Source organism: Ureibacillus chungkukjangi (genome assembly GCF_044795995.1).
Classification (GTDB): Bacteria; Bacillota; Bacilli; order Bacillales_A; family Planococcaceae; genus Ureibacillus; species Ureibacillus chungkukjangi.
Window position 1 is genome coordinate 820,725 of sequence record NZ_CP085009.1, and the last position, 25,419, is coordinate 846,143.

At 38.3% G+C, this 25,419-nt stretch carries 21 protein-coding genes; 20 read left to right on the forward strand and 1 reads right to left on the reverse strand.

Features of this window, described 5'->3' with window-relative positions; translation table 11 throughout:
- Nucleotides 1–44: 44 nt before the first annotated feature.
- The 7 genes from LG296_RS04215 (at nt 45) to LG296_RS04245 (ending at nt 10,951) form a co-directional block, all read left to right on the forward strand.
- A complete protein-coding gene (locus LG296_RS04215) occupies nt 45–899 on the forward strand; it encodes a 3-hydroxybutyryl-CoA dehydrogenase (RefSeq protein WP_107932450.1) in 855 nt (284 codons plus the stop codon).
- A 12-nt stretch (nt 900–911) separates the two neighbouring features.
- A complete protein-coding gene (locus LG296_RS04220) occupies nt 912–2,039 on the forward strand; it encodes an acyl-CoA dehydrogenase (RefSeq protein ID WP_107932452.1) in 1,128 nt (375 codons plus the stop codon).
- A gap of 162 nt (nt 2,040–2,201) precedes the next feature.
- A complete protein-coding gene (locus LG296_RS04225) occupies nt 2,202–3,341 on the forward strand; it encodes an acyl-CoA dehydrogenase (RefSeq protein ID WP_107932454.1) in 1,140 nt (379 codons plus the stop codon).
- A 3-nt stretch (nt 3,342–3,344) separates the two neighbouring features.
- Entirely contained in the window at nt 3,345–3,986 is a 642-nt protein-coding gene (locus tag LG296_RS04230) for a TetR/AcrR family transcriptional regulator (RefSeq protein WP_107932456.1), read from the forward strand.
- A 151-nt stretch (nt 3,987–4,137) separates the two neighbouring features.
- Entirely contained in the window at nt 4,138–7,413 is a 3,276-nt protein-coding gene (icmF, locus tag LG296_RS04235; RefSeq protein WP_107932458.1) for a fused isobutyryl-CoA mutase/GTPase IcmF, read from the forward strand.
- A gap of 772 nt (nt 7,414–8,185) precedes the next feature.
- Nucleotides 8,186–8,770, forward strand: coding sequence for a DNA-directed RNA polymerase subunit delta (gene rpoE / locus LG296_RS04240; RefSeq protein WP_181417964.1), 585 nt, complete (start codon nt 8,186–8,188; stop codon nt 8,768–8,770).
- A 582-nt stretch (nt 8,771–9,352) separates the two neighbouring features.
- Nucleotides 9,353–10,951, forward strand: coding sequence for a CTP synthase (locus LG296_RS04245; RefSeq protein WP_107932462.1), 1,599 nt, complete (start codon nt 9,353–9,355; stop codon nt 10,949–10,951).
- A 163-nt stretch (nt 10,952–11,114) separates the two neighbouring features.
- On the opposite strand, the gene LG296_RS04250 is transcribed toward LG296_RS04245, so the two are convergent.
- On the reverse strand, nt 11,115–11,648 hold the full coding sequence (locus LG296_RS04250; RefSeq protein ID WP_107932464.1) for a DUF2529 family protein: 534 nt from the start codon (nt 11,646–11,648) through the stop codon (nt 11,115–11,117).
- Nucleotides 11,649–11,833: 185 nt separating this feature from the next.
- Between LG296_RS04250 and LG296_RS04255 the strand changes: the two genes are divergently transcribed.
- The 13 genes from LG296_RS04255 to LG296_RS04315 all read left to right on the forward strand — a co-directional run bounded on the left by LG296_RS04255 (nt 11,834) and on the right by LG296_RS04315 (nt 25,412).
- Nucleotides 11,834–12,193 carry a response regulator gene (locus LG296_RS04255; RefSeq protein WP_107932466.1) on the forward strand — a complete coding sequence of 120 codons (360 nt, stop codon included), beginning with the start codon at nt 11,834–11,836 and terminating at the stop codon, nt 12,191–12,193.
- An 805-nt stretch (nt 12,194–12,998) separates the two neighbouring features.
- The gene (gene fba / locus LG296_RS04260; protein ID WP_107932468.1) at nt 12,999–13,853 is read left to right on the forward strand and encodes a class II fructose-1,6-bisphosphate aldolase; all 855 of its coding nucleotides are present in this window, start codon (nt 12,999–13,001) and stop codon (nt 13,851–13,853) included.
- A 409-nt stretch (nt 13,854–14,262) separates the two neighbouring features.
- Nucleotides 14,263–14,913 carry a fructose-6-phosphate aldolase gene (gene fsa, locus LG296_RS04265; protein ID WP_107932470.1) on the forward strand — a complete coding sequence of 217 codons (651 nt, stop codon included), beginning with the start codon at nt 14,263–14,265 and terminating at the stop codon, nt 14,911–14,913.
- A gap of 346 nt (nt 14,914–15,259) precedes the next feature.
- Nucleotides 15,260–16,540 (forward strand): UDP-N-acetylglucosamine 1-carboxyvinyltransferase, encoded by a 1,281-nt coding sequence (locus LG296_RS04270; protein ID WP_107932472.1) that lies wholly within the window; start codon nt 15,260–15,262, stop codon nt 16,538–16,540.
- 105 nt (nt 16,541–16,645) lie between these two features.
- Nucleotides 16,646–17,608, forward strand: a complete 963-nt coding sequence (gene glpX, locus LG296_RS04275; protein ID WP_107932474.1) for a class II fructose-bisphosphatase — start codon at nt 16,646–16,648, stop codon at nt 17,606–17,608.
- A 282-nt stretch (nt 17,609–17,890) separates the two neighbouring features.
- Complete coding sequence (gene rho / locus LG296_RS04280; RefSeq protein WP_107932476.1) at nt 17,891–19,174, forward strand: transcription termination factor Rho; 1,284 nt, start codon at nt 17,891–17,893, stop codon at nt 19,172–19,174.
- 207 nt (nt 19,175–19,381) lie between these two features.
- On the forward strand, nt 19,382–19,582 hold the full coding sequence (rpmE, locus tag LG296_RS04285) for a 50S ribosomal protein L31 (protein WP_036200092.1): 201 nt from the start codon (nt 19,382–19,384) through the stop codon (nt 19,580–19,582).
- 585 nt (nt 19,583–20,167) lie between these two features.
- Nucleotides 20,168–20,740: a thymidine kinase gene (locus LG296_RS04290; RefSeq protein ID WP_107932478.1), complete on the forward strand. Its 573-nt coding sequence runs from the start codon at nt 20,168–20,170 to the stop codon at nt 20,738–20,740.
- Between the two features lie 169 nt (nt 20,741–20,909).
- Nucleotides 20,910–21,986, forward strand: coding sequence for a peptide chain release factor 1 (gene prfA, locus LG296_RS04295; RefSeq protein WP_107932480.1), 1,077 nt, complete (start codon nt 20,910–20,912; stop codon nt 21,984–21,986).
- Nucleotides 21,973–22,836 carry a peptide chain release factor N(5)-glutamine methyltransferase gene (gene prmC / locus LG296_RS04300; protein WP_107932482.1) on the forward strand — a complete coding sequence of 288 codons (864 nt, stop codon included), beginning with the start codon at nt 21,973–21,975 and terminating at the stop codon, nt 22,834–22,836. The genes prfA and prmC overlap by 14 nt, the downstream gene beginning before the upstream one ends.
- Nucleotides 22,837–22,880: 44 nt before the next feature.
- A complete protein-coding gene (locus tag LG296_RS04305; protein ID WP_107932484.1) occupies nt 22,881–23,498 on the forward strand; it encodes a stage II sporulation protein R in 618 nt (205 codons plus the stop codon).
- Nucleotides 23,499–23,588: 90 nt separating this feature from the next.
- Nucleotides 23,589–24,620, forward strand: coding sequence for an L-threonylcarbamoyladenylate synthase (locus LG296_RS04310; protein ID WP_107932485.1), 1,032 nt, complete (start codon nt 23,589–23,591; stop codon nt 24,618–24,620).
- A gap of 285 nt (nt 24,621–24,905) precedes the next feature.
- A complete protein-coding gene (locus tag LG296_RS04315; protein WP_107932486.1) occupies nt 24,906–25,412 on the forward strand; it encodes a manganese efflux pump in 507 nt (168 codons plus the stop codon).
- The last annotated feature ends 7 nt before the right edge of the window (nt 25,413–25,419 follow it).

The following is a 25,419-nucleotide window of genomic DNA, read 5'->3' on the forward strand; positions in this document are numbered from 1 at the left end:
AAATAAGTCAGATACTTCAACAATTGACAGGGGATGAGAGAGTAGTGACGATTCAAAAAGTAATGGTGGTTGGTGCCGGACAAATGGGATCAGGGATTGCGCAGGTTTGTGCACAGGCTGGTCTTGACGTGAAACTGAATGATATGAAGCAAGAGTTTTTCGAACGAGGCATAGGGGTTATAACAAAAAATCTAGCAAGAGATGTAGCAAAAGGAAGAAAAACTGAAGAAGAAAAAGAGGCTGTACTTAGTCGAATCTCCATGTCTCTTGATTTGAAGGATGCCTGTGATGTAGACATCGTGATTGAAGCAGCAACAGAAAATATGGAGATTAAACAGTCGATTTTTAGAGAGCTGGATGGTATTGCACCAAAGCATGCGATTTTGGCAACGAATACTTCATCTTTACCAATTACGGAAATTGCTGCTGTAACACAGCGACCAGAGCAGGTTATTGGGATGCATTTTATGAATCCAGTGCCAGTAATGAAGCTTGTTGAAATTATTCGTGGTCTGGCAACTGCTGATGAGGTATACGAGGCAGTAGAAGAAATGACTCGTAAATTATCCAAGACGCCAGTTGAGGTGAATGATTTTCCAGGATTTATCTCAAATCGAATTTTGTTACCGATGATCAATGAAGCAATCTATGCATTGTATGAAGGGGTTGCCACAAAGGAAGCTATTGATGATGTTATGAAGCTTGGTATGAATCATCCAATGGGACCATTGACTCTAGCTGATTTTATCGGCTTAGATACATGTCTATCAATTATGGAAATTCTGCATGATGGATTAGGAGACAGCAAATATCGACCATGTCCACTTCTTCGTAAATATGTGGCTGCAGGCTGGCTTGGAAGAAAAACAGGTCGAGGGTTCTACGTTTACGAAGACTAAGGAGGGTTTCAGATGCATCTAGTGTTTACAGAAGAGCAAATGATGATGCGAGAAATGGTGCGTCAGTTTGCGGAAAGTGAAATTACTCCATTCATCGACAAAATGGAGCAGGGAGAATTCCCTCATGACATCCTGAAAAAAATGGGAGAGCTTGGTCTGATGGGCATTACAGTTCCTGAAGAGTATGGCGGGGCAGGAATGGACTTTACCTCCTATATTTTAGCCATCAACGAGCTATCTAAAGTAAGTGCAGTGGTTGGAGTGATTCTTTCCGTGCATACTTCGGTTGGAACAAATCCAATTCTATATTTTGGAACAGAAGAACAAAAGAAAAAATATGTGCCGAAATTAGCGAGCGGAGAGTATTTAGGAGCGTTCTGCTTAACAGAGCCAGAAGCGGGATCTGATGCAGGTGCTTTAAAAACGAAAGCCGTAAAACAGGATGACTACTATGTGTTGAATGGCTCGAAGGTCTTTATCACAAATGGCGGTGAGGCAGATGTATATATTGTGTTTGCCTCAACAAATCCAACACGAGGGTCCCGCGGCATCTCTGCTTTCATAGTAGAAAAGGATACACCAGGGTTCATCGTTGGAAAAGATGAGAAGAAAATGGGGCTCCATGGCTCTCGAACGGTGCAGCTAACCTTTGAAAATATGAAAGTACCTGCAGAAAACCTATTAGGCAATGAAAACGAGGGCTTTAAAATCGCCATGGCCAACTTGAATATCGGTCGAATCGGTATTGCCTCACAAAGCTTAGGAATTGCTGAAGCGGCATTGGAGGCAGCAACAAACTATGCGAAAGAGCGAGTTCAGTTTGGAAAGCCAATTGCTGCAAACCAAGGGATCGGTTTCAAATTAGCAGATATGGCAACAGCGGTAGAATCAGCGAAATTACTAGTTTATAGAGCAGCAAATTATCAGTCACTAGGATTGAAATGTACAAAAGAAGCATCAATGGCAAAGCTGTTCGCTTCTAAAACAGCAGTACAGGTTACAACAGAAGCAATCCAGGTCTTTGGCGGCTACGGCTACACCGAGGACTATCCAGTAGAACGATACTTCCGCGACGCCAAAGTAACCGAAATCTACGAAGGCACAAGCGAAATCCAAAAAATCGTAATCAGCAAACACTAAAATTGAATGGGTGCCAGGTACATGAATAATTTAGAATATTCGGAGTTGTTATGAAGTTGTTCGCGTACCTGGCACACAAAATATTCAGAATTAAACCAGAATTGTTTATGTACCTGGTACATAAACAATTCTGATCCAAAACAATTAATGGGGGAATGGAAGATGAATTTTCAGTTGTCAGAGGAGCATGAGCAGTTACGTGAGATGATTCGGGAGTTTGCGTTGAATGAGGTGGCACCTTCTGCGGCAGAGCGTGATGAGGAGGAGCGTTTTGATATTGAAATCTGGAATAAGATGGCGGAGCTTGGGTTAACGGGAATTCCTTGGCCTGAAGAGTATGGTGGCGCTGGTTTCGATTTCTTGGCCTATGCGATTGCAGTTGAGGAACTGTCGCGAGTTTGTGCGTCTACAGGGGTTACGCTATCTGCACATACGTCTTTAGCAGGCTGGCCGATTTACAAGTTCGGTAATGAAGAGCAAAAACAAAAATACCTTCGACCTATGGCAGAGGGGAAAAAAATCGGTGCTTACTGTTTAACGGAGGCTGGTTCTGGAAGTGACGCGGGCGGCATGAAAACAAATGCGAAGCTTGATGGTGACGAGTATGTATTAAATGGCTCGAAGATCTTCATTACAAACGGTGGGATTGCTGACACTTATGTAGTGTTTGCCGTAACAGATCCTGATTCAAAGCATAAAGGCACTAGTGCATTTATCGTAGAATCTAGCTTCCTAGGGTTTGGCGTAGGGAAAAAAGAAAAGAAAATGGGGATTCGTTCATCACCAACAACGGAAATCATCTTTGACAACTGTCGTGTCCCGAAGGAAAACCTTCTTGGAAATGAAGGAGAGGGCTTTATCATTGCCATGCAAACTTTAGATGGAGGAAGAAATGGAATTGCGGCTCAAGCGGTTGGGATTGCACAAGGGGCCTTAGATGCAGCAACAGTTTATGCAAAAGAGCGTGTTCAATTTGGAAAACCAATCTCTGCAAACCAAGGAGTATCCTTTAAGCTTGCAGACATGGCAACGTCTATCGAAGCTTCAAGACTATTAACTTATAATGCAGCTTGGCTAGAATCGAATAATTTGCCTTATGGGAAAATGTCAGCAATGGCGAAGCTTATGGCAGGAGATACTGCAATGTCTGTTACAACAGAGGCAGTACAAGTATTTGGTGGCTATGGCTATACAAAAGATTACCCAGTAGAGCGCTATATGCGTGATGCGAAAATTACTCAAATTTATGAAGGTACACAAGAGATTCAACGACTAGTTATCTCTCGTATGCTGACAAAATAATCAATGACAGAACAAAATGAGAAAATCTTAGTTAAATCATCTGTTAAGGATGAGGGTCTCATTGAAATTCGAAGAAAACAAATCGTTGATGGAGCGTTGAAATTATTTAAAGAAAAAGGATTTCATCGTGCCACAACAAGAGAAATTGCCAAAGCTGCCGGATTTAGCATCGGAACTTTGTATGAATACATTCGTACAAAGGAGGATGTCCTTTATTTAGTCTGCGACAATATTTATCATCAAGTGATTCAGCGATTATCTCATATTTCTACAAGCTCTGGAACTATTGAAGAGTTGACAGAAGCGATAAAACAATACTTTTTGTTGATCGATAGTATGGTAGATGAATTTACCATTATGTATCAAGAAACGAAGACCTTGCCAAAGGATGCGCAAAGCTATGTTTTAAAGAAGGAATTAGAGATGGTTGCACTTTTTGAAAAAATCCTGAAAGCCTGTGTACAATCGGGGCAATTGAAGGTATCAGACAAGGAGGTTTTTTTAGCAGCAAATCATATCGTTGTACAAGGGCAAGCTTGGGCATTTCGAAAATGGGCCTTACATAAGCACTTTACCATTAAGGACTATACAGCTGCCCAAACAAAGATGTGCTTATCTGGAATTTTACATTTTGAAGAATCATGAAGCTCAAACACCGCCAAAAGCATACGTATGTACGTTGCAAAGAAGCGGTTTTTTTTATAGGCATAAAGTGTATGCGAAGGCGAAATGGGGATGGAAGCTTCGCAAATCACGCTTTTAAAAAGTAATCACGTTCTTGAAAGGGGTACTAAATATGGTAAATATAAAACAAGCTAACGATACAGATAAAAAGGGTGTCTATCGTCCGAAGCACCATGTACGTTTTGTAACGGCATCGAGTTTATTTGACGGTCATGATGTTTCGGTTAACATTATGCGCCGTATATTACAGGCAAGTGGTGTAGAAGTAATTCACCTTGGACATAACCGTTCAGTTGAAGAGGTAGTCAATGCTGCTATTCAAGAGGATGCACAGGCAGTTGCCATTTCCTCTTATCAGGGTGGGCATATGGAATACTTTAAATATATGCATGATTTATTGCACGAAAAAGGTGCGCCGCATATCAAAATCTATGGTGGCGGCGGTGGAGTCATTCTACCGAAGGAAATCGAGGAGCTTCACGAATATGGCATTGCTGGTATCTTCTCTCCAGAGGATGGAATGAAGCTTGGCTTGCAAGGGATGATTAATAAACAAATCGAGGAAGCAGACTTTTCAACCTTGAAAGGGAATAATATAGTGCTGCTAGATAAGCTTTCAACAGATCGACCGGAATTACTTGCAAACTTGATTACATCCGCAGAATTAGGTGGAGATGGGCAAACGGTTCACCTTGTTGAAGAAGCGAGGAAAAAATCTAAGAATACTCCAGTATTAGGGATTACGGGGACAGGTGGAGCAGGGAAATCTTCGCTAACTGATGAATTAATTCGCCGCTTTTTACGCGAATTTCCAGAGAAGAAAATTGCCATTATCTCTGTCGATCCTACAAAGCAAAAAACGGGAGGAGCTCTTCTTGGAGACCGAATTCGCATGAACGCCATTTTCGATAACCGTGTTTATATGCGCAGTCTAGCTACGCGTGGCTCAAGAACAGAGCTATCTGCATCTATTGGAGATGTGCTTGATATTGTAAAGGCTGCCGGTTTTGATCTTATTATTGTTGAAACAAGCGGGATTGGGCAAGGTGATGCTGAAATTACAAAATATACGGATCTTTCGATGTATGTAATGACGAGCGAGTTTGGTGCACCAACACAATTAGAGAAAATTGATATGATCGATTATGCTGATTTAATCGTCATCAATAAGTTTGAACGCAAGGGCTCTGAGGATGCACTTCGTCAGGTTCAGAAGCAATACCAGCGTTCTCATGAGCTATGGACCGAAGAGTTAGATAAAATGCCAGTCTACGGCACGATTGCCAGTCAATTCAACGATAAAGGAACGAACTCTCTATTTGCCGCTCTTGTAACGAAAATCAATGAAAAGTTTAGCTTTGACTGGAAAACATCCTACGAGTTATTTGTGAAAACTCAAAAACAAGATGTAATTATTCCTAATAATCGCCGCTATTATTTAAGAGAGATTGCCGATACGGTTCGCAACTACCATAAAACTTCTGCACAGCAGGTTGATTTGGCAAGAAAGCTTTATCAACTGGAAGGAACAATTCATCAATTACTCGAAAAATCACCAGTCGATGCATTAGTCAAATCGCTTGAGTCTTTGGTGGAGGGTGTGCAAGCTGAATTAACTGCAGAATCGAAACGAATTCTTGCAAACTGGGAGAAGCTCAAGGAATCCTATGCAGGCGATGAATTTGTCACTAAGGTTCGGGATAAAGAAATCCGTACACTATTAAAAACGACATCCTTATCAGGGACTAAAATTCCAAAGGTTGCCTTACCAAAATTTAAGGATTATGGGGAGATTTTACGTTGGGTTTACGCTGAGAATGTTCCTGGTTATTTCCCTTATACTGCTGGAGTATTCCCATTTAAACGAGAGGGCGAGGATCCAAAACGTCAATTTGCTGGAGAGGGAACACCAGAACGTACTAATAAACGATTCCATTATTTATCGAAGGATGATGATGCAAAGCGCCTTTCTACAGCGTTTGATTCGGTTACTTTATATGGTGAAGACCCAGATTATCGTCCTGATATATATGGTAAGGTCGGAGAGTCGGGCGTAAGCGTATGTACCTTGGAGGATATGAAAAAGCTATACGCTGGCTTTGATTTATGCGCACCTTCCACATCGGTTTCCATGACAATCAATGGTCCAGCACCGATTATTTTAGCGATGTTTATGAATACAGCTATCGATCAGCAGGTGAGAAAGACAGAAGAAGAGCTAGGTCGACAGCTTACTGTGGAAGAATTTACAGAGGTGCGTGAAAAAACATTGCAGGTTGTTCGCGGTACAGTGCAGGCGGATATTTTGAAGGAAGATCAGGGGCAAAACACATGCATCTTTTCAACAGAATTTGCTCTTCGTATGATGGGTGATATACAGGCCTATTTCATTGATCACAAGGTACGCAACTATTATTCAGTTTCAATTTCGGGCTATCATATTGCAGAAGCTGGAGCCAATCCAATTTCACAGCTAGCCTTTACTTTAGCTAACGGCTTTACCTATGTTGAATATTATTTAAGTAGAGGCATGAATATCGATGATTTTGCACCGAATCTATCATTCTTCTTCTCGAACGGGCTAGATCCTGAGTATACAGTAATTGGCCGAGTGGCTCGCAGAATTTGGTCCATTGTTATGCGTGATAAATACAATGCAAATGAACGCTCACAAAAGCTGAAGTACCATGTACAAACTTCGGGCCGTTCATTACATGCACAGGAAATTGATTTTAACGATATTCGTACTACGTTACAGGCGTTAATGGCTCTTCAGGATAATTGTAACTCTCTTCATACAAATGCTTATGATGAGGCGATTACAACACCTACAGAAGAATCTGTTCGACGTGCGATGGCGATTCAGATGATTATTACAAAAGAGCATGGTTTATCAAAAAATGAAAACCCTTTGCAAGGCGCGTTTATCGTGGAGGAGTTAACGGATTTGGTTGAAAATGCTGTCCTTGAGGAATTTGAGCGTATGAATGATCGTGGGGGAGTTCTAGGTGCGATGGAAACACAATATCAACGCGGGAAAATTCAAGAAGAATCGATGTATTATGAGCACCTTAAGCATTCAGGCGAGCTGCCAATCATCGGAGTGAATACCTATTTAAACCCAAATCCACCTACAGCCGACAGCATTAATAGCATGCAGATTGCTCGTGCTTCAAAAGAAGAAAAGGAACTGCAGATTCATAATTTACAAGCATTCCAAACAAGCCATCAAACTGACTGTGAGGCTTCCTTAAATAAGCTGAAGGAAGTAGCTCTTTCGGGAGACAATATTTTCGAGCAGCTAATGGAGACAGTCCGAGTAGCAAGCCTTGGCCAAATCACAAAAGCTTTATACGAGGTTGGCGGGCAATACAGAAGAAATATGTAAGCTAAACGCGCTTGCTTTTGGTAGAGATATCAAAAGTAGGCGTGTTTATTTAATGGGATGTGTAAGGGAAAGGCTATTGTAGAGGGCGTTTCATTAAAGCGTTTAATATTCATACATAAATGCGTCTTTAATTTCCTTCCTTTCAAGAAATCAGTTATTGGTCTCTAATTTGAATAAAAATGTGAAAAAAGTGGTTACATTTAGGAGGTATCCGACCATTAAATATGAGATAATTTTATTAATTAGTTAATTTAGGGAAAAAATAGTGCTAATTATGGGTGAGAAAAGTAGTACTATTTTTTTGAAATTAGCTATAATAGATGGGACAGAAGGGAAGGATTACGATTGCTGAAACAGTACTTACATTACATAATCATTTTGGCGTGTCTGATTGGCACCTTCTTCTTGTATGATAAGCAATTAGGATCCGTTCCACTATTGATATTATCAGTTTTTTTATTTTATTTAGGAATTAAAGAAATATATAAAATAAAAAAGAGTAAATGAAACTAGCATAGTGTATAGCACTTTGTATATAATGGATATTATGTTTAAGATATGTATTATCTTTGTTCACAAAAAGGGGATATTACCATTTTATCCGTAACAGTGTCGTTAGAGCTTCAATAGCTTTAGTGAAAAAGCAAAGTTTTCTAATGTAGATAACTACAACAATTGAAATAGTGATAGAGAAAAGTCTATCGCTTACTACAAATGTGTTTTGAACAAAATAGTGCTACTTAATTGTACTAATAGAAAGGACGTGCACGATTTGGATATTCGTGAAATGACAAAAGAACAATTAGCAGAAGAATCGTTAATTGACTTAGCCTATGCAATTTTAGAAGAGAGAAAATCACCACTTGCATTCCAAGACTTATTAAAAGAAATTCAAAATTTAAATGGTATGTCTGATGCTGAAATTCAAGATAGACTAGTACAATTTTATACAGATATGAATATCGATGGACGTTTCCTTTTAAACCATGAAAATGGCTGGGGACTACGTGAATGGTACAAAGTTGAAACAATCGAAGAAGAAACAGCGCCAACTGTTAAAGCGCGCAAACGTAAATCTAAAGCGTCTGCAGACGATGAGGAAGATTTAATCGTTGATGAGGACGACTTAGTATTTGAAGAAGATTTCGAAGAGTTTGTTGATGAAGAGGTTGAAGAAGACGAAGAGGAAGAAGAAGATTTAGACTTCGTTGCAGAAGAAATCGACAGCATTGATGAAGTAGACGCTGACATTGATGACGATCTAATCGAAGAAGAAGACGGCTTCATCATTGATGACGAAGAAGAAGCTGAAGAAGAAGAAGAAGAAGAAGATTTAGACGAAGAGCTAGAAAAATAATATAGTGCTTCCTAGAAAGCGTAGATAGGGCAGAAAAATTGCCACTATCTGCGCTTTTTTGTTTGATGGGTGTGAGAGCTAAAGGTGGATATATAAGCTTGACCATAGAACAATCATCCATTTGCTTAAATTATTCGAAAAATACTTATCTTTATTAAAGCACTTGACTTCTTTTGGTGTTCCATATAATCTTTTACTTGGGCTCCATTCAAGATGGAGAATGACCGTGAACCAATCACGCTCCCTCTGCAATCATGCAGGAGGAGCGTTTTTTTGTTTTTTCTAGGTCTGTAGTAAATACGAAAAACTCTCCATATTTAGTTTGAAAACTTTAAACAGCCTTTAGACAAATCATTGAGGAAACCTATTCAAAGTTTCAAATTCTAGACTTGAAATTGAGAAATTGGGAATGAATGATTATGTAAAGATTAATTTAGAGTGTTCAAGCTTTCTTATTTAGCGGTTAAGAAAGTATGAAACTTTCTTATTCGCATAAGTGCAACTATGTCTAATCGCTGTAGACCTTTTCGATTAGCCGAGTTTTCTAATAAATAGCAATAGTAGTATGAGGAGGAATTAGCAATGACGAAGTATATTTTTGTAACAGGTGGGGTAGTTTCTTCACTTGGTAAAGGGATCGTAGCATCATCATTAGGACGTCTATTAAAAAATCGTGGGTTACAGGTTACAATCCAAAAATTTGACCCATATTTAAATATTGATCCAGGTACAATGAGTCCATATCAGCACGGTGAGGTTTTCGTAACAGACGATGGTGCTGAAGCTGACTTAGACTTAGGTCACTATGAACGTTTCATCGATATTAATTTAGGTAAACACTCGACAGTTACTTCTGGCCGTGTATATCAATCGGTGCTTGCGAAAGAACGTCGTGGCGACTACAACGGTAAAACTGTTCAAGTAATTCCTCATGTTACAAATGAAATAAAAGATCGTATTCAGCGTGCAGGTCGTGAAACAAGCGCGGATATCGTAATTACTGAAGTGGGTGGAACAGTAGGGGATATTGAATCTCTTCCATTCCTTGAAGCAATCCGTCAAATGAAAACTGACCTAGGTCACCACAATGTAATGTATGTTCACTGTACATTAATTCCTTACATTGCAGCAGCTGGTGAGTTAAAAACGAAGCCAACTCAGCACTCTGTAAAAGAATTGCGTTCACTAGGGATTCAACCAAATATAATTGTCGTTCGTACAGAACAAGCTGTATCGGATGAAATGAAAGACAAGCTAGCTTTATTCTGTGACGTAAAACCACGTGATATTATTGAATCTCGCGATGCAGAAACGTTATATGATATTCCATTAAACCTGCATGCTCAAGATTTCGATGATATCGTTCTTGAACATTTTGGTATCGAAGCACCTGAAGCTGATATGGCGGATTGGAAAGAGCTTGTAACGAAAGTGAAAAATCTTTCACAAAAAACGCGTATTGCTTTAGTTGGTAAGTATGTAGAGCTTCAAGATGCTTACATTTCTGTCGTAGAAGCATTAAAGCATGCTGGATATGTATATGATTCTGATATTGAAGTGGACTGGATTAACGCGGAGCATGTAAATGCAGAAAACGTTCATGAATTATTAAAAGATGCAGATGGAATTTTAGTGCCTGGTGGATTCGGTGACCGTGGAATTGAAGGGAAAATCTCTGCTATCAAATTTGCACGTGAAAATGATATCCCATTCCTAGGAATTTGTTTAGGAATGCAATTAGCTACAATTGAATTTGCTCGTCATGTACTTGGTTTAGAGGGTGCACATTCTACTGAGCTAAATAAAGAAACAGCTTATCCAATTATCGACTTCTTACCAGACCAAAGTGATGAGGTGGATTTAGGTGGAACATTACGCTTAGGTTTATATCCATGTAAGCTAGTTGAAGGCTCACGTGCAGCACAAGCTTATGATGATGAGTTAGTTTATGAACGTCATCGCCACCGTTATGAGTTCAACAATGAGTTCCGTGAAGCAATGGAAGCTGAAGGTCTTGTATTCTCAGGGACAAGCCCTGATAACAAGCTAGTGGAGATCATTGAATTACCAGAGAAAAAATTCTTTGTGGCATGTCAATTCCACCCAGAGCTAATCTCTCGTCCTCAACGTCCACAACCACTATTCCGTGAATTTGTTGGTGCAGCATTCAATAACCGTTAATATTAAAAGACTTCTTTCTATTACTTATTTATAGAAAGAAGTCTTTTTTAAATAATTATGTAAGAAAAATATTACAAATCTAGTATTTTTATATAAATTTAGTATTATAATATTTAAGTATAGTATAACCTCTTTTCATAGTGGAAAAGAGGTTAAGAAAAAATTATAATTCGTCGTCATCAGAAATCATTTCGTCATAATTTAATTTGATCGCTTCATAAACAAAAAGCCCAGCCATGAGATAGGGAATTACGACACGTTCACCCAATCTAGTCGGGTGCGGCAAGATTCCACCTCGCACTTTCATGGATACATACGTATAGGCAAGTTCACTTAATTCATTTGAATCACTTTTTGGTTCACTTGAGACTACAGAAAATGGAATAAAGCTATCATATAATTCCTTTGCTAGACTTAAAGCTTCAGGGTTTTCACTATTTGCTGTAAAGATGCAAACTCGATCTGATTCAGTTAAAGAAATTGAGGGAGACCAGCTTTTCAGGTTAGTAAATGGTTCGGCTCCATGTAATGCATTCAGTTCAATTGCTTGTAACTCACCAAAACAAGCAAAATAGATTTTTCCTTGGCCAATACTTGCTTGGGCCAATAAACGTGAAGTTTCTTCAATTGCTTCTTCTTCACTTTGTATAATTCTTTGAAATAATCCACTCATTTGAGTAGAAAGTATCTTAGACATAATTTCACCTCTACATGTATTATAAATTTTTATTGAGAAAAAATAAAACATGAAGATTTTGTGAAGGATTAAAGGATTTTTTACAAAAATAATCGAAAAGTATGTTTAAAAGAGGCTAATGTAGGGAATGGAATTCATGGAATAATATTACATCTAAAATTATATCACGTTAAGGGGAAGTTGCTGTGAAAAAAATATTAATCGTAGATGATCAAAAAGGAATTCGCCTTTTATTAAATGAAGTATTCTCAAGAGAAGGGTATAAGGTTTATCAAGCCTCAAATGGAGTGGAAGCGCTTAATATTGTTGATAATGAAGAGATAAACTGTGTCATGTTAGACATGAAAATCCCTGGCATGAACGGAATAGAAATTCTAAAGAGAATACGTGAGAAAAAACATCAAATGCCAGTGTTTATGATGACTGCCTTTGAAGAAGAAGAGATTCTTACTGAAGCAACGCAGTGGGGCATGACAAAGTATTTTAGAAAACCATTTAATATATTGGATGTAAGAGACGAAGTGAATGCCTTATTGAACGATTAATTGTTTTTTCTTAGCGTGAAAATTATTTAATAGTAAAAAGCCATTCCTTGTTGAGATTAGAGACCGGAGCACCTATCGCAAGCATAGGTGAGATAGAAGGATGCTTCGCGAAAAAGTTTAGAGATTTTTGCACCTTTCAAGGTGCGGAAGGGTATGCTCACTGGATGAGTTTGAGGGATGCACCTATCGCAGGCTCAGGTCGATAATAGGATGGTTAACGAAATAGTTTAGAGATTTTCGCTCCTGTCGTAAGCTTTCGGCGCAGAAAACCATACCGTCTCTTAGAACTTGAGAGACGGAAAAGAAACGACTTCTGTAAGGGATTTAGTTTTATAAGGGATTTATCTTTCGCGAGCTCAAGGTGCAGAAGGATATGCTCACTGAATTAGTTTAAAGAGCTAGCACCTATCGCAAGCTCAGGTGCTTTGGAAGGATGCTTAGCGAAGAAGTTTAGAGATTGTGCGCATGTCGTAAGCTTTCGGCGCAGAAAACCATCCCGTCTCTTAGAACTTGAGAGACGGAAAAGAAACGACTTCTGTAAGGGATTTTGCACCTTTCGCGAGCTCAAGGTGCAGAAGGGTATTGTTCATTGAATGAGTTTAAGGAGTTAGCACCTTTCGCGAGCTCAGGTGCTTTGGAAGGATGCTTAGCGAAAAGTTTAGAGATTTTGCGCCTGTCGCAAGCTTTCGGCGCAGAAAACCATCCCGTCTCTTAGAACTTGAGAGACGGGATGGTTTTTGCTATGATTAAACCTGGAATAATTATCTTATTAATTTACTTAGCTGTCCGAGGAGGATTTTCGTATATGCCATTAGTATCTATGAAAGAAATGTTGATTAAAGCGAAAAATGAGGGTTATGCTGTAGGGCAATTTAATATTAATAACCTTGAATTTACTCAAGCGATTTTACTTGCTGCACAAGAAGAGCAGTCTCCTGTAATCCTTGGCGTTTCTGAAGGTGCGGGGAAATATATGGGTGGTTTCATTGCTGTTGTGCACATGGTTAAAGGATTAATGGAAAGTTATAAAATTACTGTACCTGTTGCAATTCATTTGGATCATGGTTCAAGTTTTGATAAATGTAAGGAAGCGGTAGATGCTGGTTTTACTTCTGTAATGATTGATGCTTCACATCACTCATTTGATGAAAATGTGAGAATTACAAATGAGGTTGTTGAGTATGCTCATGCCAAAGGAGTTTCTGTTGAGGCAGAGCTAGGGACAGTTGGTGGCGAAGAGGATGGCGTTATTGGTGGTATTATGTACGCTGATCCTGCTGAATGTAAGGCGCTTGTTGAGGCTACAAACATTGATTGCCTAGCACCTGCATTAGGCTCTGTTCACGGTCCTTACAAAGGTGAACCAAAATTAGGCTTTGATGAAATGAAACAAATTGGTGAAGAAACTAATATGCCATTAGTACTTCATGGCGGTACTGGTATTCCAGACGAGCAAATCAAGCGTGCTGTTTCATTGGGTACTGCTAAAATCAACGTAAATACTGAAAATCAAATCGCAGCAACAAATGTAATTCGTGAAATCTTCGAGTCAAACAAAACTGTTTACGATCCACGTAAATATTTAGGACCAGCTCGTGATGCTATTAAAGAAACAGTTATCGGCAAAATGCGTGTATTCGGCAGCTCACAAAAAGCTTAATTTTTAATGAGCCAAGAAGATTGTATTAGCCAACACAACTAATTGTAAGGAAGCAGAATTGTTTATTTTACTTAGAAAATGTAAACTACTCATGTAAATAATAAGATGAACTGCTTTTCTATTTTGTCTTCATTTCAAGGGTGAAATGTACTTGATTCATCGTGGAGATAAAGTCTTGGCTAGTATTTGGAGACGTTAAGCATTGAAGTAGGACTGAAACCTAACTGCTTATTACGCGTCCAATCAAAAGGGATAATCTAAAATACGGAGCATCCACATACAACATAAACAGCCAGCCAAGGCATATTTGATATAATATTGATTTGCAGGAGAAGTGTTTGATTGTTTTCAATCGGCCTTCTCTTAGTTTTTTATAGACACAAATTTGAATTATTTGGAGGAAAATATAATGAAATTTTTTATCGATACAGCAAACTTTGAGGAAATTAAAGAAGCACATGCTTGGGGGATTTTATCAGGCGTTACAACAAATCCATCATTAGTAGCAAAAGAAGCAAATGTTTCGTTTCATGAGCGTTTACGTGAAATCTCAGAGCTAGTAAATGGTTCTGTTAGTGGCGAGGTTATTTCACTTGATGCTGAAGGAATGATTAAGGAAGGCTTAGAGCTTGCAGCAATTGCACCAAATATTACAGTTAAGCTACCAATGACGCCAGAAGGACTTAAAGCATGTAAATTCTTTTCTGAAAAAGGCATTAAAACTAATGTAACGTTAATTTTTAGTGCAAATCAAGCTCTTATGGCAGCTCGTGCTGGTGCAACATATGTATCACCATTTGTAGGACGTTTAGATGATATTGGACAAAGCGGAGTGGACTTAATCGCAACAATTTCTGATTTGTTTGCAATCCACGGAATCGAAACAGAAATTATTGCTGCTTCAATCCGTCATCCACAACATATTACAGAGGTAGCTCTAGCTGGAGCGGATATTGCAACGACACCATTTAAAGTGTTAAAGCAATTATTCCACCATCCTTTAACAGATAAAGGAATCGAAGGATTTTTAGCAGACTGGGAAAAACGACAAAGCAAGTAATTTCAACGTCTAGGCAGAATAATTTAGTCAATTACCTAAGTAACCAAGCCCTAACAATCAACATAATAAAAAACTGAAATACTATAGAGAATAGAAAAAATTTAGAATTGTTTATAAATTTAAGCTTTAAATTGTGAAATTGGTAAATAATAAACAATAATACTAAAAAATTTCATTGTAGCAAAAGTATCGTGAAGCAGCAGAAGGCCCAAAATTGCCGACTGCTGCAAATATAAATTCCTTACTCAGTTTACTGTGTTAAAGGTGTATTTGATAGAAAGTGAACGATTAGCAAACAAGTTAGACTATCATAAGTGAAACTTTCCAATCATAAGGGAGAACGGATATGGATGTTTATAAAATTAATGGCGGAAATCGTCTAAGAGGAACAGTAAAAGTCAGTGGAGCAAAAAATAGTGCTGTTGCATTAATCCCTGCATCTATCTTAGCTAATTCTTCAGTCACTATTGGCGGTATACCTGAAATTTCTGATGCTTGGACGCTAAAAGCATTGTTAGAAGAAATTGGTGGCGAAGTTACTTTTAAAGATGGACAGATGGTTATTGACCCAACTGAAATGCAGGCAATTCCTTTACCAAATGGTAATGTGAAAAAGCTTCGTGCTTCCTATTATTTAATGGGGGCAATGCTAGGTCGTTTCAAAAAAGCAGTGATCGGATTGCCAGGTGGATGCTTCTTAGGTCCTCGCCCAATTGATCAGCATATAAAAGGCTTTGAAGCACTCGGTGCAAAAGTTACAAATGAGCATGGTGCGATTTATCTTCGTGCTGATGAGTTAATCGGTGCCAAAATCTATTTGGATGTAGCAAGTGTTGGTGCCACAATTAACATTATGCTAGCGGCAGTCCGTGCAAAAGGGCGTACAATTATCGAAAATGCTGCAAAAGAGCCTGAAATCATTGATGTTGCAACTCTCTTAACAAATATGGGGGCTAATATCAAAGGGGCAGGTACGAGTGTTATTCGTATTGATGGCGTAGATGAATTACATGGAACAAATCATACAATTATTCCTGACCGCATCGAAGCAGCAACATTTATGATTATGGCTGCAGCGATTGGAGATGGGGTAACGGTAGATAATGTTATTCCTTTCCACCTTGAAGCCGTAACGGCAAAGCTGCGTGAAATGGGCGTGAAAATTGAAGAAGGCGAAGAAAGTATGTATATTCATCGTTCAGACATTCTTCAAGCATGTGATGTGAAAACGCTTGTTTATCCTGGTTTTCCAACGGATGTACAGCAACCCCTTTCAGTGTTAATGACTCAAGCAAACGGGGCATCTAAGGTAACAGATACAATCTATTCAGCGCGTTTTAAACATATCGATGAATTACGTCGTATGAATGCAATCGCAAGAGTTGAAGGGAATTCAGCAATCATTCAAGGGCCATCGAAGCTTCATGGTTCTACAGTGACAGCTACAGATTTACGTGCAGGAGCTGCACTTGTTCTGGCAGGCTTAATCGCTGAAGGCGAGACTGAAATCCAGGATATCCATCATATTGAACGTGGATATAGCTCACTAATAGAAAAGCTTTGTGAAATTGGTGCAGATATACGTCGAGAAACAATAACAACAAGCGCAATTAAACGAGCAAAATAATATAAATAGAATTCATCCGTAATGAATTAACAAAATATGTTACAATAGTGGTAACATATAGTTCGGCAATTTTGACTAAGGCCGAAATCGGGAGGCAAATGTAGAATGGAACGTAGTTTAACGATGGAAGTTGTACGCGTAACTGAAGCAGCAGCAATCGCTTCTGCAAAATGGATGGGACGCGGTTTAAAAGAGGAAGCAGACGAAGCAGCGACAACTGCAATGCGAGCATTATTTGATACAATCCCAATGTATGGTACCGTGGTAATTGGAGAAGGTGAAATGGATGAAGCACCAATGCTTTATATTGGTGAAGAACTTGGCCTTCGCAATGGCGGTCCACAAGTAGACATTGCGGTTGACCCTCTTGAAGGAACAAACATCGTTGCAAAAGGTACAAATGGCGCAATGACGGTTCTGGCAATTGCAGATCGTGGAAACCTATTAAACGCACCAGATATGTATATGGAAAAACTAGCAGTAGGTCCTGAAGCAGCGGGTAAAGTAGATATTACAGCTTCAGTTACTGAAAACCTTCATGCAGTTGCAAAAGCAAAAAACAAAGAAATTGCAGATGTAGTGGCAGTATTATTAGATCGCCCTCGTCACCAGCATATCGTTGAGGAAATTCGTGCAGCAGGTGCTCGTATTAAATTTATTCAAGACGGTGATGTAAGTGCAGCTATCAATACTGCATTTGACGAAACTGGTATTGATATTATGTTCGGTACTGGCGGAGCTCCAGAGGGAGTTATCTCAGCTGTTGCATTAAAATGCTTAGGCGGAGATTTCCAAGCAAGATTACTTCCAGAAGACGATGCTCAAGCTACACGTTGCGAAAAAATGGGAATTGACGTAAACAAAGTATTATACCTAGAGGATTTAGTAAAAGGTGACGATGCGATTTTTGCAGCAACAGCTGTTACTGATAGCGAATTGATGATGGGTGTTCAATATAAAGGTTCATACTGTTTAACAAACTCTTTAGTAATGCGTGCGAAAACAGGAACTGTCCGTTTTGTTGAAGGACGCCACAACATCGACAAAAAGCCTAGCTATGTAAAATAAAAATAAATTACTTCAAACAAATGATGCCTGATCACAAACCGGATGTTCTTATGGATAACCACATCTATCCACATTAAATCTCCACTTCTAAAATCAGGCATCTTCCTACTATTCTTTCTTACTATAAAAACCCTACTGAAATACAACTTAAAATGATAGAAAAATGCGATAGGTGGCTCCAAATGCACTAAATCGATATTTTTCTTGTGCAGATATTCATCAACTACACTTGCTTTTTGTGTATAAAAATAGATGGAAATTTAAAAGAACTGGAGATATGCTATGTCGACTTTAACTATATCGCAATTAGAAAATATGACCTTAAAAGAGTTATATTCTCTTGCACGTGATTACAAGGTTTCTTATTATAGTAAATTAACAAAAAAAGAGTTAATCTTTTCAATTTTAAAATCACGCTCTGAACAAGAAGGCTTCTTCTTCATGGAAGGTGTACTTGAAATTGTAAACCAAGAAGGCTTTGGATTCCTAAGACCTATCAACTATTCTCCATCGAAAGAGGATATTTATATTTCTGCTTCCCAAATTCGTCGCTTCGATCTTCGAAATGGGGACAAGGTATCAGGTAAGGTTCGTCCACCCAAAGAAAATGAACGCTATTTTGGATTGCTTCAAGTGGATGCAGTGAATGGAGAAGACCCAGAAGTCGCAAAAGAACGAGTTCACTTCCCAGCATTAACACCACTATATCCTGATCGCCATATAAAATTAGAGACAGAGCCTAATAAATTGTCTACTCGAATTATGGACTTAGTTGCACCTGTTGGATTTGGACAACGTGGATTGATCGTAGCCCCGCCAAAAGCAGGGAAGACATCACTTTTAAAAGAAGTTGCGAATGCAATTACAACGAACTACCCTGAAGCTGAGTTAATCGTACTGTTGATTGATGAACGTCCAGAGGAAGTAACGGATATCGAGCGTTCAGTAAAAGCAGATGTCGTAAGCTCTACATTCGATGAAGTACCAGAAAATCACGTGAAAGTAGCAGAGCTAGTTTTAGAACGTGCTCGTCGTCTGGTTGAGCATAAGCGTGATGTTATTATTTTAATGGATTCCATCACACGTTTAGCTCGTGCGTATAACTTGGTAATTCCTCCAAGTGGACGAACTCTATCTGGTGGTATTGATCCGGCTGCGTTCCACAGACCAAAGCGTTTCTTCGGTTCTGCACGTAATATTGAAGAAGGCGGCAGTTTAACAATTTTAGCAACTGCACTGGTTGATACTGGATCACGTATGGATGAAGTAATCTATGAGGAATTCAAAGGAACAGGGAACTTAGAGCTTCACTTAGACCGTCATTTAGCGGAACGTCGTATCTTCCCAGCACTTGATATTCGTCGTTCAGGAACACGTAAAGAAGAATTGCTTATTCCTTCTGAGCAATTAGAAAAATTATGGGCAATTCGTAAAACGTTTTCAGATGCACCAGACTTTGCAGAGCGTTTCTTAAGAAAAATACGTACATCTAAATCCAACGAAGAATTCTTTGAAAAGCTTGATAATGACATGAAAAAAGCAACTAAGGGTAAAGGATTGCTTTAATTCCGAGTTTCAAAAAATCTATTTTTTGACCTCGAATTAACGATTAAATTTTACCAATTATCTTTTTGTTGCGTTCAATAATATTTCTTGCTATAATCTTTTAAGTATGAAACGTGTACATATGTGACTGGCATATTCGGGTTACGTAAGGTACAGTTCGAATAACAACTCTGTTCCAGATGGTTCAGGGCGAGAGGAGTAACGAATATGAAACAAGGAATTCATCCAGATTACAAAACTGCAACAGTAACATGCTCTTGCGGTAACTCATTCGAAACAGGTTCAGTAAAAGAAAAAATTACTGTAGAATTCTGTAACGAATGTCACCCATTCTATACTGGACGTCAAAAGTTTGCTTCTGCTGACGGCCGTGTTGATCGTTTCAACAAAAAATACGGAATCAAGTAAGACCTATAAAACGCCTGCCCAGTATTTTACTGGAGCAGGTGTTTTTTGTTTTAAGGTAAGTATTTGTGGATCTGCTCGTTTATTGTACCGTCTCTCTTCACTTATACATTATTGATTTTCGAGAGAACTGATAAGAGAAGAAATTTTGGTTATTTTAGATATAGAGCACTTAATAAGCAATATAAGCGAAAGATTTCCCGTTAATTGCTTAAAATAAGCCGAAATTCAAAGATTTAGCCAATATAATGATAAAAACTTCCTTTATTTTCAAGAATAAATGGATATTTAACAATTTAAGCAGAATTATTCCTTTTATTTGGCAAATTAAGAAAGTACATATATTTTGAAATAAACCCCGTATAAGAAAATTTCTATTATTATTATTATTATTAAACTCCTCATAGATACAACCACAAGCTCAAATTGTCAGACTTTCAAGGAATAATTGTAGAAACAGTAGGTTATGCGATATACTATGTATATAAAGGATATTTCAAATAAGTATGCCTTGAGTCACCATCTCAAGGCACTTTTTCATGTATTGATAATGTTTATGGAGAACAACTTAGAAAGAGGTTTGTTGGAATGGCGCAATTATTTTTTAAACATGGAGCAATGAACAGCGGAAAGTCTATTGAAATTCTTAAAGTTGCACATAACTATGAAGAACAAGATAAGCCGGTATTAATATTTACTTCAGGAATCGATACGCGAGATGAAGTAGGATATGTATCTAGCCGTATTGGACTCAAGCGCCAGGCGATACCAGTATTTGATGACACTGATTTATTTGGCTATGTTAAAAACTATCCACAAGAACTATACTGTATTTTAGTGGACGAAGTGCAATTTTTATCAAAAGATCATGTACTACAATTAGCCAAAATCGTAGATCATTTAAAAATTCCAGTGATGGGCTTTGGTTTAAAAAATGACTTCCAAAATGAACTGTTTGAAGGCAGTCGCTATATGCTGATTTATGCTGACAAAATTGAAGAAATGAAAACAATCTGTTGGTTCTGTCATAAAAAAGCAACCATGAATTTACGTGTGGATGAAAACCGAAAGCCAGTATACACTGGTGAGCAAATTCACATTGGTGGCAATGATACATATTATCCTGTATGCCGTGAGTGTCATGCAAATCCGCCACTATAAAAACAACACTTAAGTAAAAACTTGGATTTTAATCATTTGACATATATAATTTATTATGGAAAACAAATGCGCATATAATGTGGCATTATAAACGATTAAAAGATTATTGCATCTTACCTTAAAGGGAATATGCTAAAAATATTGATACTAATAAATTAGAGGTGAACCCATGTTTGATCGATTACAGGCGGTTGAAGACCGTTATGAAAGATTAAATGAACTCCTAAGCGATCCAGCTATCGTTAGCGATAGTAAAAAGCTTCGTGAGTATTCAAAAGAACAATCGGATATTCAAGAGATGGTAGAAGTATATCGTGAATATAAAGATGTTAAACAACAACTAGCAGACACAAAAGAAATGCTAGATAACGAAAAAGATCCAGATATGCATGATATGGTAAAAGAAGAGTTTAATGAATTAAATAGTCGTATTCCTGGTCTAGAAGATCGTCTTCGTATTCTGCTTATACCGAAAGACCCGAATGATGATAAAAACGTTATCATGGAGATTCGTGGTGCTGCAGGTGGAGATGAAGCGAATATTTTTGCAGGCGACCTATTCCGTATGTATACGCGTTATGCAGAAACACAAGGCTGGAAAATTGATATTATGGAAGCTACACCAAATCCAATGGGCGGTTATAAAGAAGTAATCTTCATGATTAACGGTCAAGGAGCTTATTCGAAGTTCAAATATGAAAACGGTGCTCACCGTGTTCAACGTGTTCCAGCAACGGAGTCACAAGGTCGTATCCATACTTCAACTGCAACAGTAGCTTGTTTACCAGAAGTAGAAGAAGTGGATGTTGACATTCATGAAAAAGATATCCGTGTTGATACATTTGCATCATCTGGTGCGGGTGGGCAATCCGTAAATACAACGATGTCAGCTGTTCGTATGACCCATCTTCCAACAGGTGTGGTTGTATCGATGCAGGATGAGCGTTCTCAAATTAAAAACCGTGAGAAGGCTATGAAAATCTTGCGTGCTCGTGTTGCTGATAAGTATATGCAGGAAGCTCAAAAGGAAATTGATGCTACTCGTAAATCAGCAGTTGGTACAGGAGATCGTTCAGAACGTATTCGCACATACAATTATCCACAAAATCGTGTCACTGACCACCGCATCGGCTTAACTCTTCAAAAACTTGATATTATCATGGAAGGTAAGCTTGATGAAATCATTGAAGCATTAATGCTAGAAGAGCAAGCTTCAAAGCTTTCCCACTTAAATGATGAAGCATAAAACAATTTTTGAGGCCCTTAATTGGGCTTCTTCTTTTTTAGTGGACAAAGGTCGTGACGAAAATGCTGCTAGACTTCTTATGCAGCATCTTTATGAAACAAATTATTCGGGATTAATGATGCGAATGCACGATAGAATCGATGAAGAAAAATGGCACCAATTTCAAAAAGACGTTGAGGAACACGCTACTGGTCGTCCAGTTCAATATATTACAGGTGTGGAAGAGTTCTATGGTAGAACCTTTACGGTAGATGAATCGGTGCTAATTCCTCGTCCAGAAACAGAGGAGTTAATTTTAGGAACAAAAGAACGGATGAAAAAGCTTTTCGGTGATCAAGCTGAGTTGAAACTCGCTGATATTGGAACGGGTAGTGGCGCTATTGCCATTACTATGAAAAAAGAATGGCAAGCTGCTGAGGTGGTCGCGACTGATATATCAGAGGTGGCTCTTGAAACCGCAAAAATCAATGCGCAAAACCTTGATGCAGATATTGATTTCCGTTTAGGAGATTTAACGGCTCCTATAGAAAACGAAAAGTGGGATGTTATTTTATCGAATCCTCCTTATATTGCATTTGAAGAGGCAAAGGAAATGTCAGAGGTGGTTTTAGAGCATGAACCCCACTCTGCACTTTTTGCGGAGGAGGAAGGATTGATACTCTATAGGAAACTAGCTGAGCAATTACCGAATCTAGTAAAAAAACGAGCTTTAATCGGTGTTGAGATAGGTTATACACAGGGCGAAGCTGTAGCGAATTTCTTCAAATCTAGTTTTCCACAGGGTAAAATTGAAATCGTAAAAGATATTAACAAAAAAAATCGTATAGTTTTTTGTGAAATTGATGTATAAAAATCTCTCAATCTGACAATTATGATGTCAGGGAGGGATTTAAAATGTTAAATGATTACGAGATTACAAGTGTTGATAATAAAAATGAGATTCATCCAATTATAAGCCTTTTAAAATTAGTTGCCTTTGCAGTTGCAATTATGTGTTCTATTATTTTAGTACCGAATATGGTTGATGAAGTCTATGAAACTAGAAGTAACTTAGTTGATGATAGTTTGAAAATTCGAGTGGTAGCAAATAGTAATACAGATGCCGATCAGCAGTTGAAGACGGAAATGGTGGAAAACCTAACACCTTTCTTAACACAGATTCAACAAAATGAACAGGCACAACTTGATAATGATGAGGTTTATGCTGAATTAGCTACTTTTGTGGAAAAAAATTATGCAGATCAGGATGTAAAAATCAATGTTGGGGATAACCTAATACCACCTAAATTAGAATCCAATATGTTTTATCCACAATATCACTATAACTCACTTGTGTTAACAATTGGTGAGGGACGTGGGGATAACTGGTGGTGTACCATCTTCGCGAATGTTTGTGAGCGTAAGGCAGACAAAGATTCGGAGAAGGAAGAAGCGAAGAAGGCTGATGAAGAAGAGGAAGAAGCAAAGGTAACATTTATTGTGTGGGAATGGGTGAAAAAGCTTTTTGCTTAAAAGTTATTAACAATATTCTGAAAGTTATGCACATTAACCTGCACATATCCACATAATCCTCTTAGGCGCCTATAGAAAAGGAGGGGTAAAATGGAAACGATTCGATTACTTGTGGATAATAATTCGAATAGTGAGAAAAGTTATACACAAGCTGTGGATTTGTTAAATAATGGGGAAGTTGTTGCATTTCCAACTGAAACGGTTTACGGGCTGGGAGCAGTTGCAACGAACGACAGGGGCGTAAAAAAGATTTTCGAAGCAAAGGGCCGTCCGTCAGATAACCCATTAATTGTACATATTGGAACAATAGAAGAAGTTGCAAATTTCATAGAAGAAATTCCCGAAAATGCGTTAAAGCTAATGGATACTTTTTGGCCAGGACCATTGACGTTAATCATGAAGGCTAAACCAGGCATACTCGCGCCAAGTGTTACAGCAGGGCTAACAACAGTAGGAATGCGCATGCCTGATCATGAAGTAGCACTGGACCTACTAAGAAAGCTAAAAAAACCAGTTGCAGCACCGAGTGCCAATCGAAGTGGGAAGCCAAGCCCTACAAAAGCTGAACATGTGGAAGAAGATTTAAAGGGCCGAATTCCATTGATTTTAGATGGAGGAGCAACAGGCATCGGAATCGAATCAACGGTACTGGATATAACGGTAAATCCACCAGTCATTCTGCGTCCAGGTGGTGTTACTAAGGAAATGCTTGAGGAAGTAATAGGTGAAGTAATCCAACCGACTAAATTACAGGAAAAGCTAGATTCAACTCCCAAAGCACCAGGCATGAAATACACGCATTACGCGCCAAACGCACCAGTGTATTTAATCGAAAGTGATCAAATGACTGTAAGTGAAGCGATTAGTAAGCTGAGTAATAAAGGCGAAAAAATTGCCCTGCTTGCACCGTTATCCTTTGAAAACTTAGGTGCCGACTTTTTCTTTCCATATGGAGAAGAGGGAGATCAAGAGATGATGAGCTCTAAGTTGTACGATGATTTAAGAGCATGTGATAAAACACAGGCCACAATCATCCTTGCTACAACAACTTCAATTCAAGGAGTAGGCGCTGCCATCATGAATCGCCTAGAAAAAGCCGCGGGTGGGAATTGGTATAAATAGTAAACTGAAGCTTTGCTTTTGTCCTTAGGGTCAGAAGTGAAGTTTTTTTTGTGGAGATAATAAGTTGGTTCTGCAGCTTCGAATACTTCGTTCGCTCAAATAAATGCTAAATTAGCAGCTTAACAAGTAATCACTTTAATAGTCTAAGAGGCTTAGTAGCGAAATGTTACTTCATTAGAATAAATAGGCTTTTAGCACCTAATCGAGTAGTGACGAGAATCCATTGATATTAGAGGAACGACAGGCATAAGATAGTAGAAAACTTATGAAGGAAAGAGGACTATATTGCAGGAAATAATAACGGGACTTATTGTAGCATTAGATGTAGTAGCGCTTTACCTGCTACTACCAGATGTTAAACAGCGTTTCCTCCTTTCGTTTTGGACAGCCCTTCTACATATGGTATTTCCAATTATTGGTTTTACTTTAGGGAGTTGGATGGTACATATCCTATTACAATGGTCTAATCTAGTTTCGAGCATCTTACTGTTTTCAATTGGTCTACAATTAATACTTTCGACAAAAAATCGACAAACAATTGCTATTCCAATCGCAATTTTAGCAATAACTGCAAGTTTAGACACCTTTTCAGTAAGCATTTCTTTTGGTATGCTAAATTTACAAAAGTATTTATTTATTATCAGTGCAGGAATTTGGACTTTTGTTCTATCCTATATATCCTTATACATTGCAAAAAGTCGTTTGAGAATCAAAGGTGATGCTTTGAAATGGATAGCAGGACTTGCACTAGTTGGCATTAGTATCTATTCATTTATTTTAAACATCGAATAACATAAAG

Bases quoted from the DNA above. Each gene is read 5' to 3' on its own strand.
- LG296_RS04250 (WP_107932464.1), bottom strand. From the start codon at position 11,648: ATGTCTAAGATACTTTCTACTCAAATGAGTGGATTATTTCAAAGAATT.
- LG296_RS04245 (WP_107932462.1), top strand. From the start codon at position 9,353: ATGACGAAGTATATTTTTGTAACAGGTGGGGTAGTTTCTTCACTTGGT.
- fsa (WP_107932470.1), top strand. From the start codon at position 14,263: ATGAAATTTTTTATCGATACAGCAAACTTTGAGGAAATTAAAGAAGCA.
- prfA (WP_107932480.1), top strand. From the start codon at position 20,910: ATGTTTGATCGATTACAGGCGGTTGAAGACCGTTATGAAAGATTAAAT.
- rpmE (WP_036200092.1), top strand. From the start codon at position 19,382: ATGAAACAAGGAATTCATCCAGATTACAAAACTGCAACAGTAACATGC.
- LG296_RS04305 (WP_107932484.1), top strand. From the start codon at position 22,881: ATGTTAAATGATTACGAGATTACAAGTGTTGATAATAAAAATGAGATT.
- rho (WP_107932476.1), top strand. From the start codon at position 17,891: ATGTCGACTTTAACTATATCGCAATTAGAAAATATGACCTTAAAAGAG.
- fba (WP_107932468.1), top strand. From the start codon at position 12,999: ATGCCATTAGTATCTATGAAAGAAATGTTGATTAAAGCGAAAAATGAG.
- LG296_RS04310 (WP_107932485.1), top strand. From the start codon at position 23,589: ATGGAAACGATTCGATTACTTGTGGATAATAATTCGAATAGTGAGAAA.
- prmC (WP_107932482.1), top strand. From the start codon at position 21,973: ATGATGAAGCATAAAACAATTTTTGAGGCCCTTAATTGGGCTTCTTCT.
- LG296_RS04290 (WP_107932478.1), top strand. From the start codon at position 20,168: ATGGCGCAATTATTTTTTAAACATGGAGCAATGAACAGCGGAAAGTCT.
- LG296_RS04270 (WP_107932472.1), top strand. From the start codon at position 15,260: ATGGATGTTTATAAAATTAATGGCGGAAATCGTCTAAGAGGAACAGTA.
- icmF (WP_107932458.1), top strand. From the start codon at position 4,138: ATGGTAAATATAAAACAAGCTAACGATACAGATAAAAAGGGTGTCTAT.
- glpX (WP_107932474.1), top strand. From the start codon at position 16,646: ATGGAACGTAGTTTAACGATGGAAGTTGTACGCGTAACTGAAGCAGCA.
- LG296_RS04230 (WP_107932456.1), top strand. From the start codon at position 3,345: ATGACAGAACAAAATGAGAAAATCTTAGTTAAATCATCTGTTAAGGAT.
- LG296_RS04225 (WP_107932454.1), top strand. From the start codon at position 2,202: ATGAATTTTCAGTTGTCAGAGGAGCATGAGCAGTTACGTGAGATGATT.
- LG296_RS04220 (WP_107932452.1), top strand. From the start codon at position 912: ATGCATCTAGTGTTTACAGAAGAGCAAATGATGATGCGAGAAATGGTG.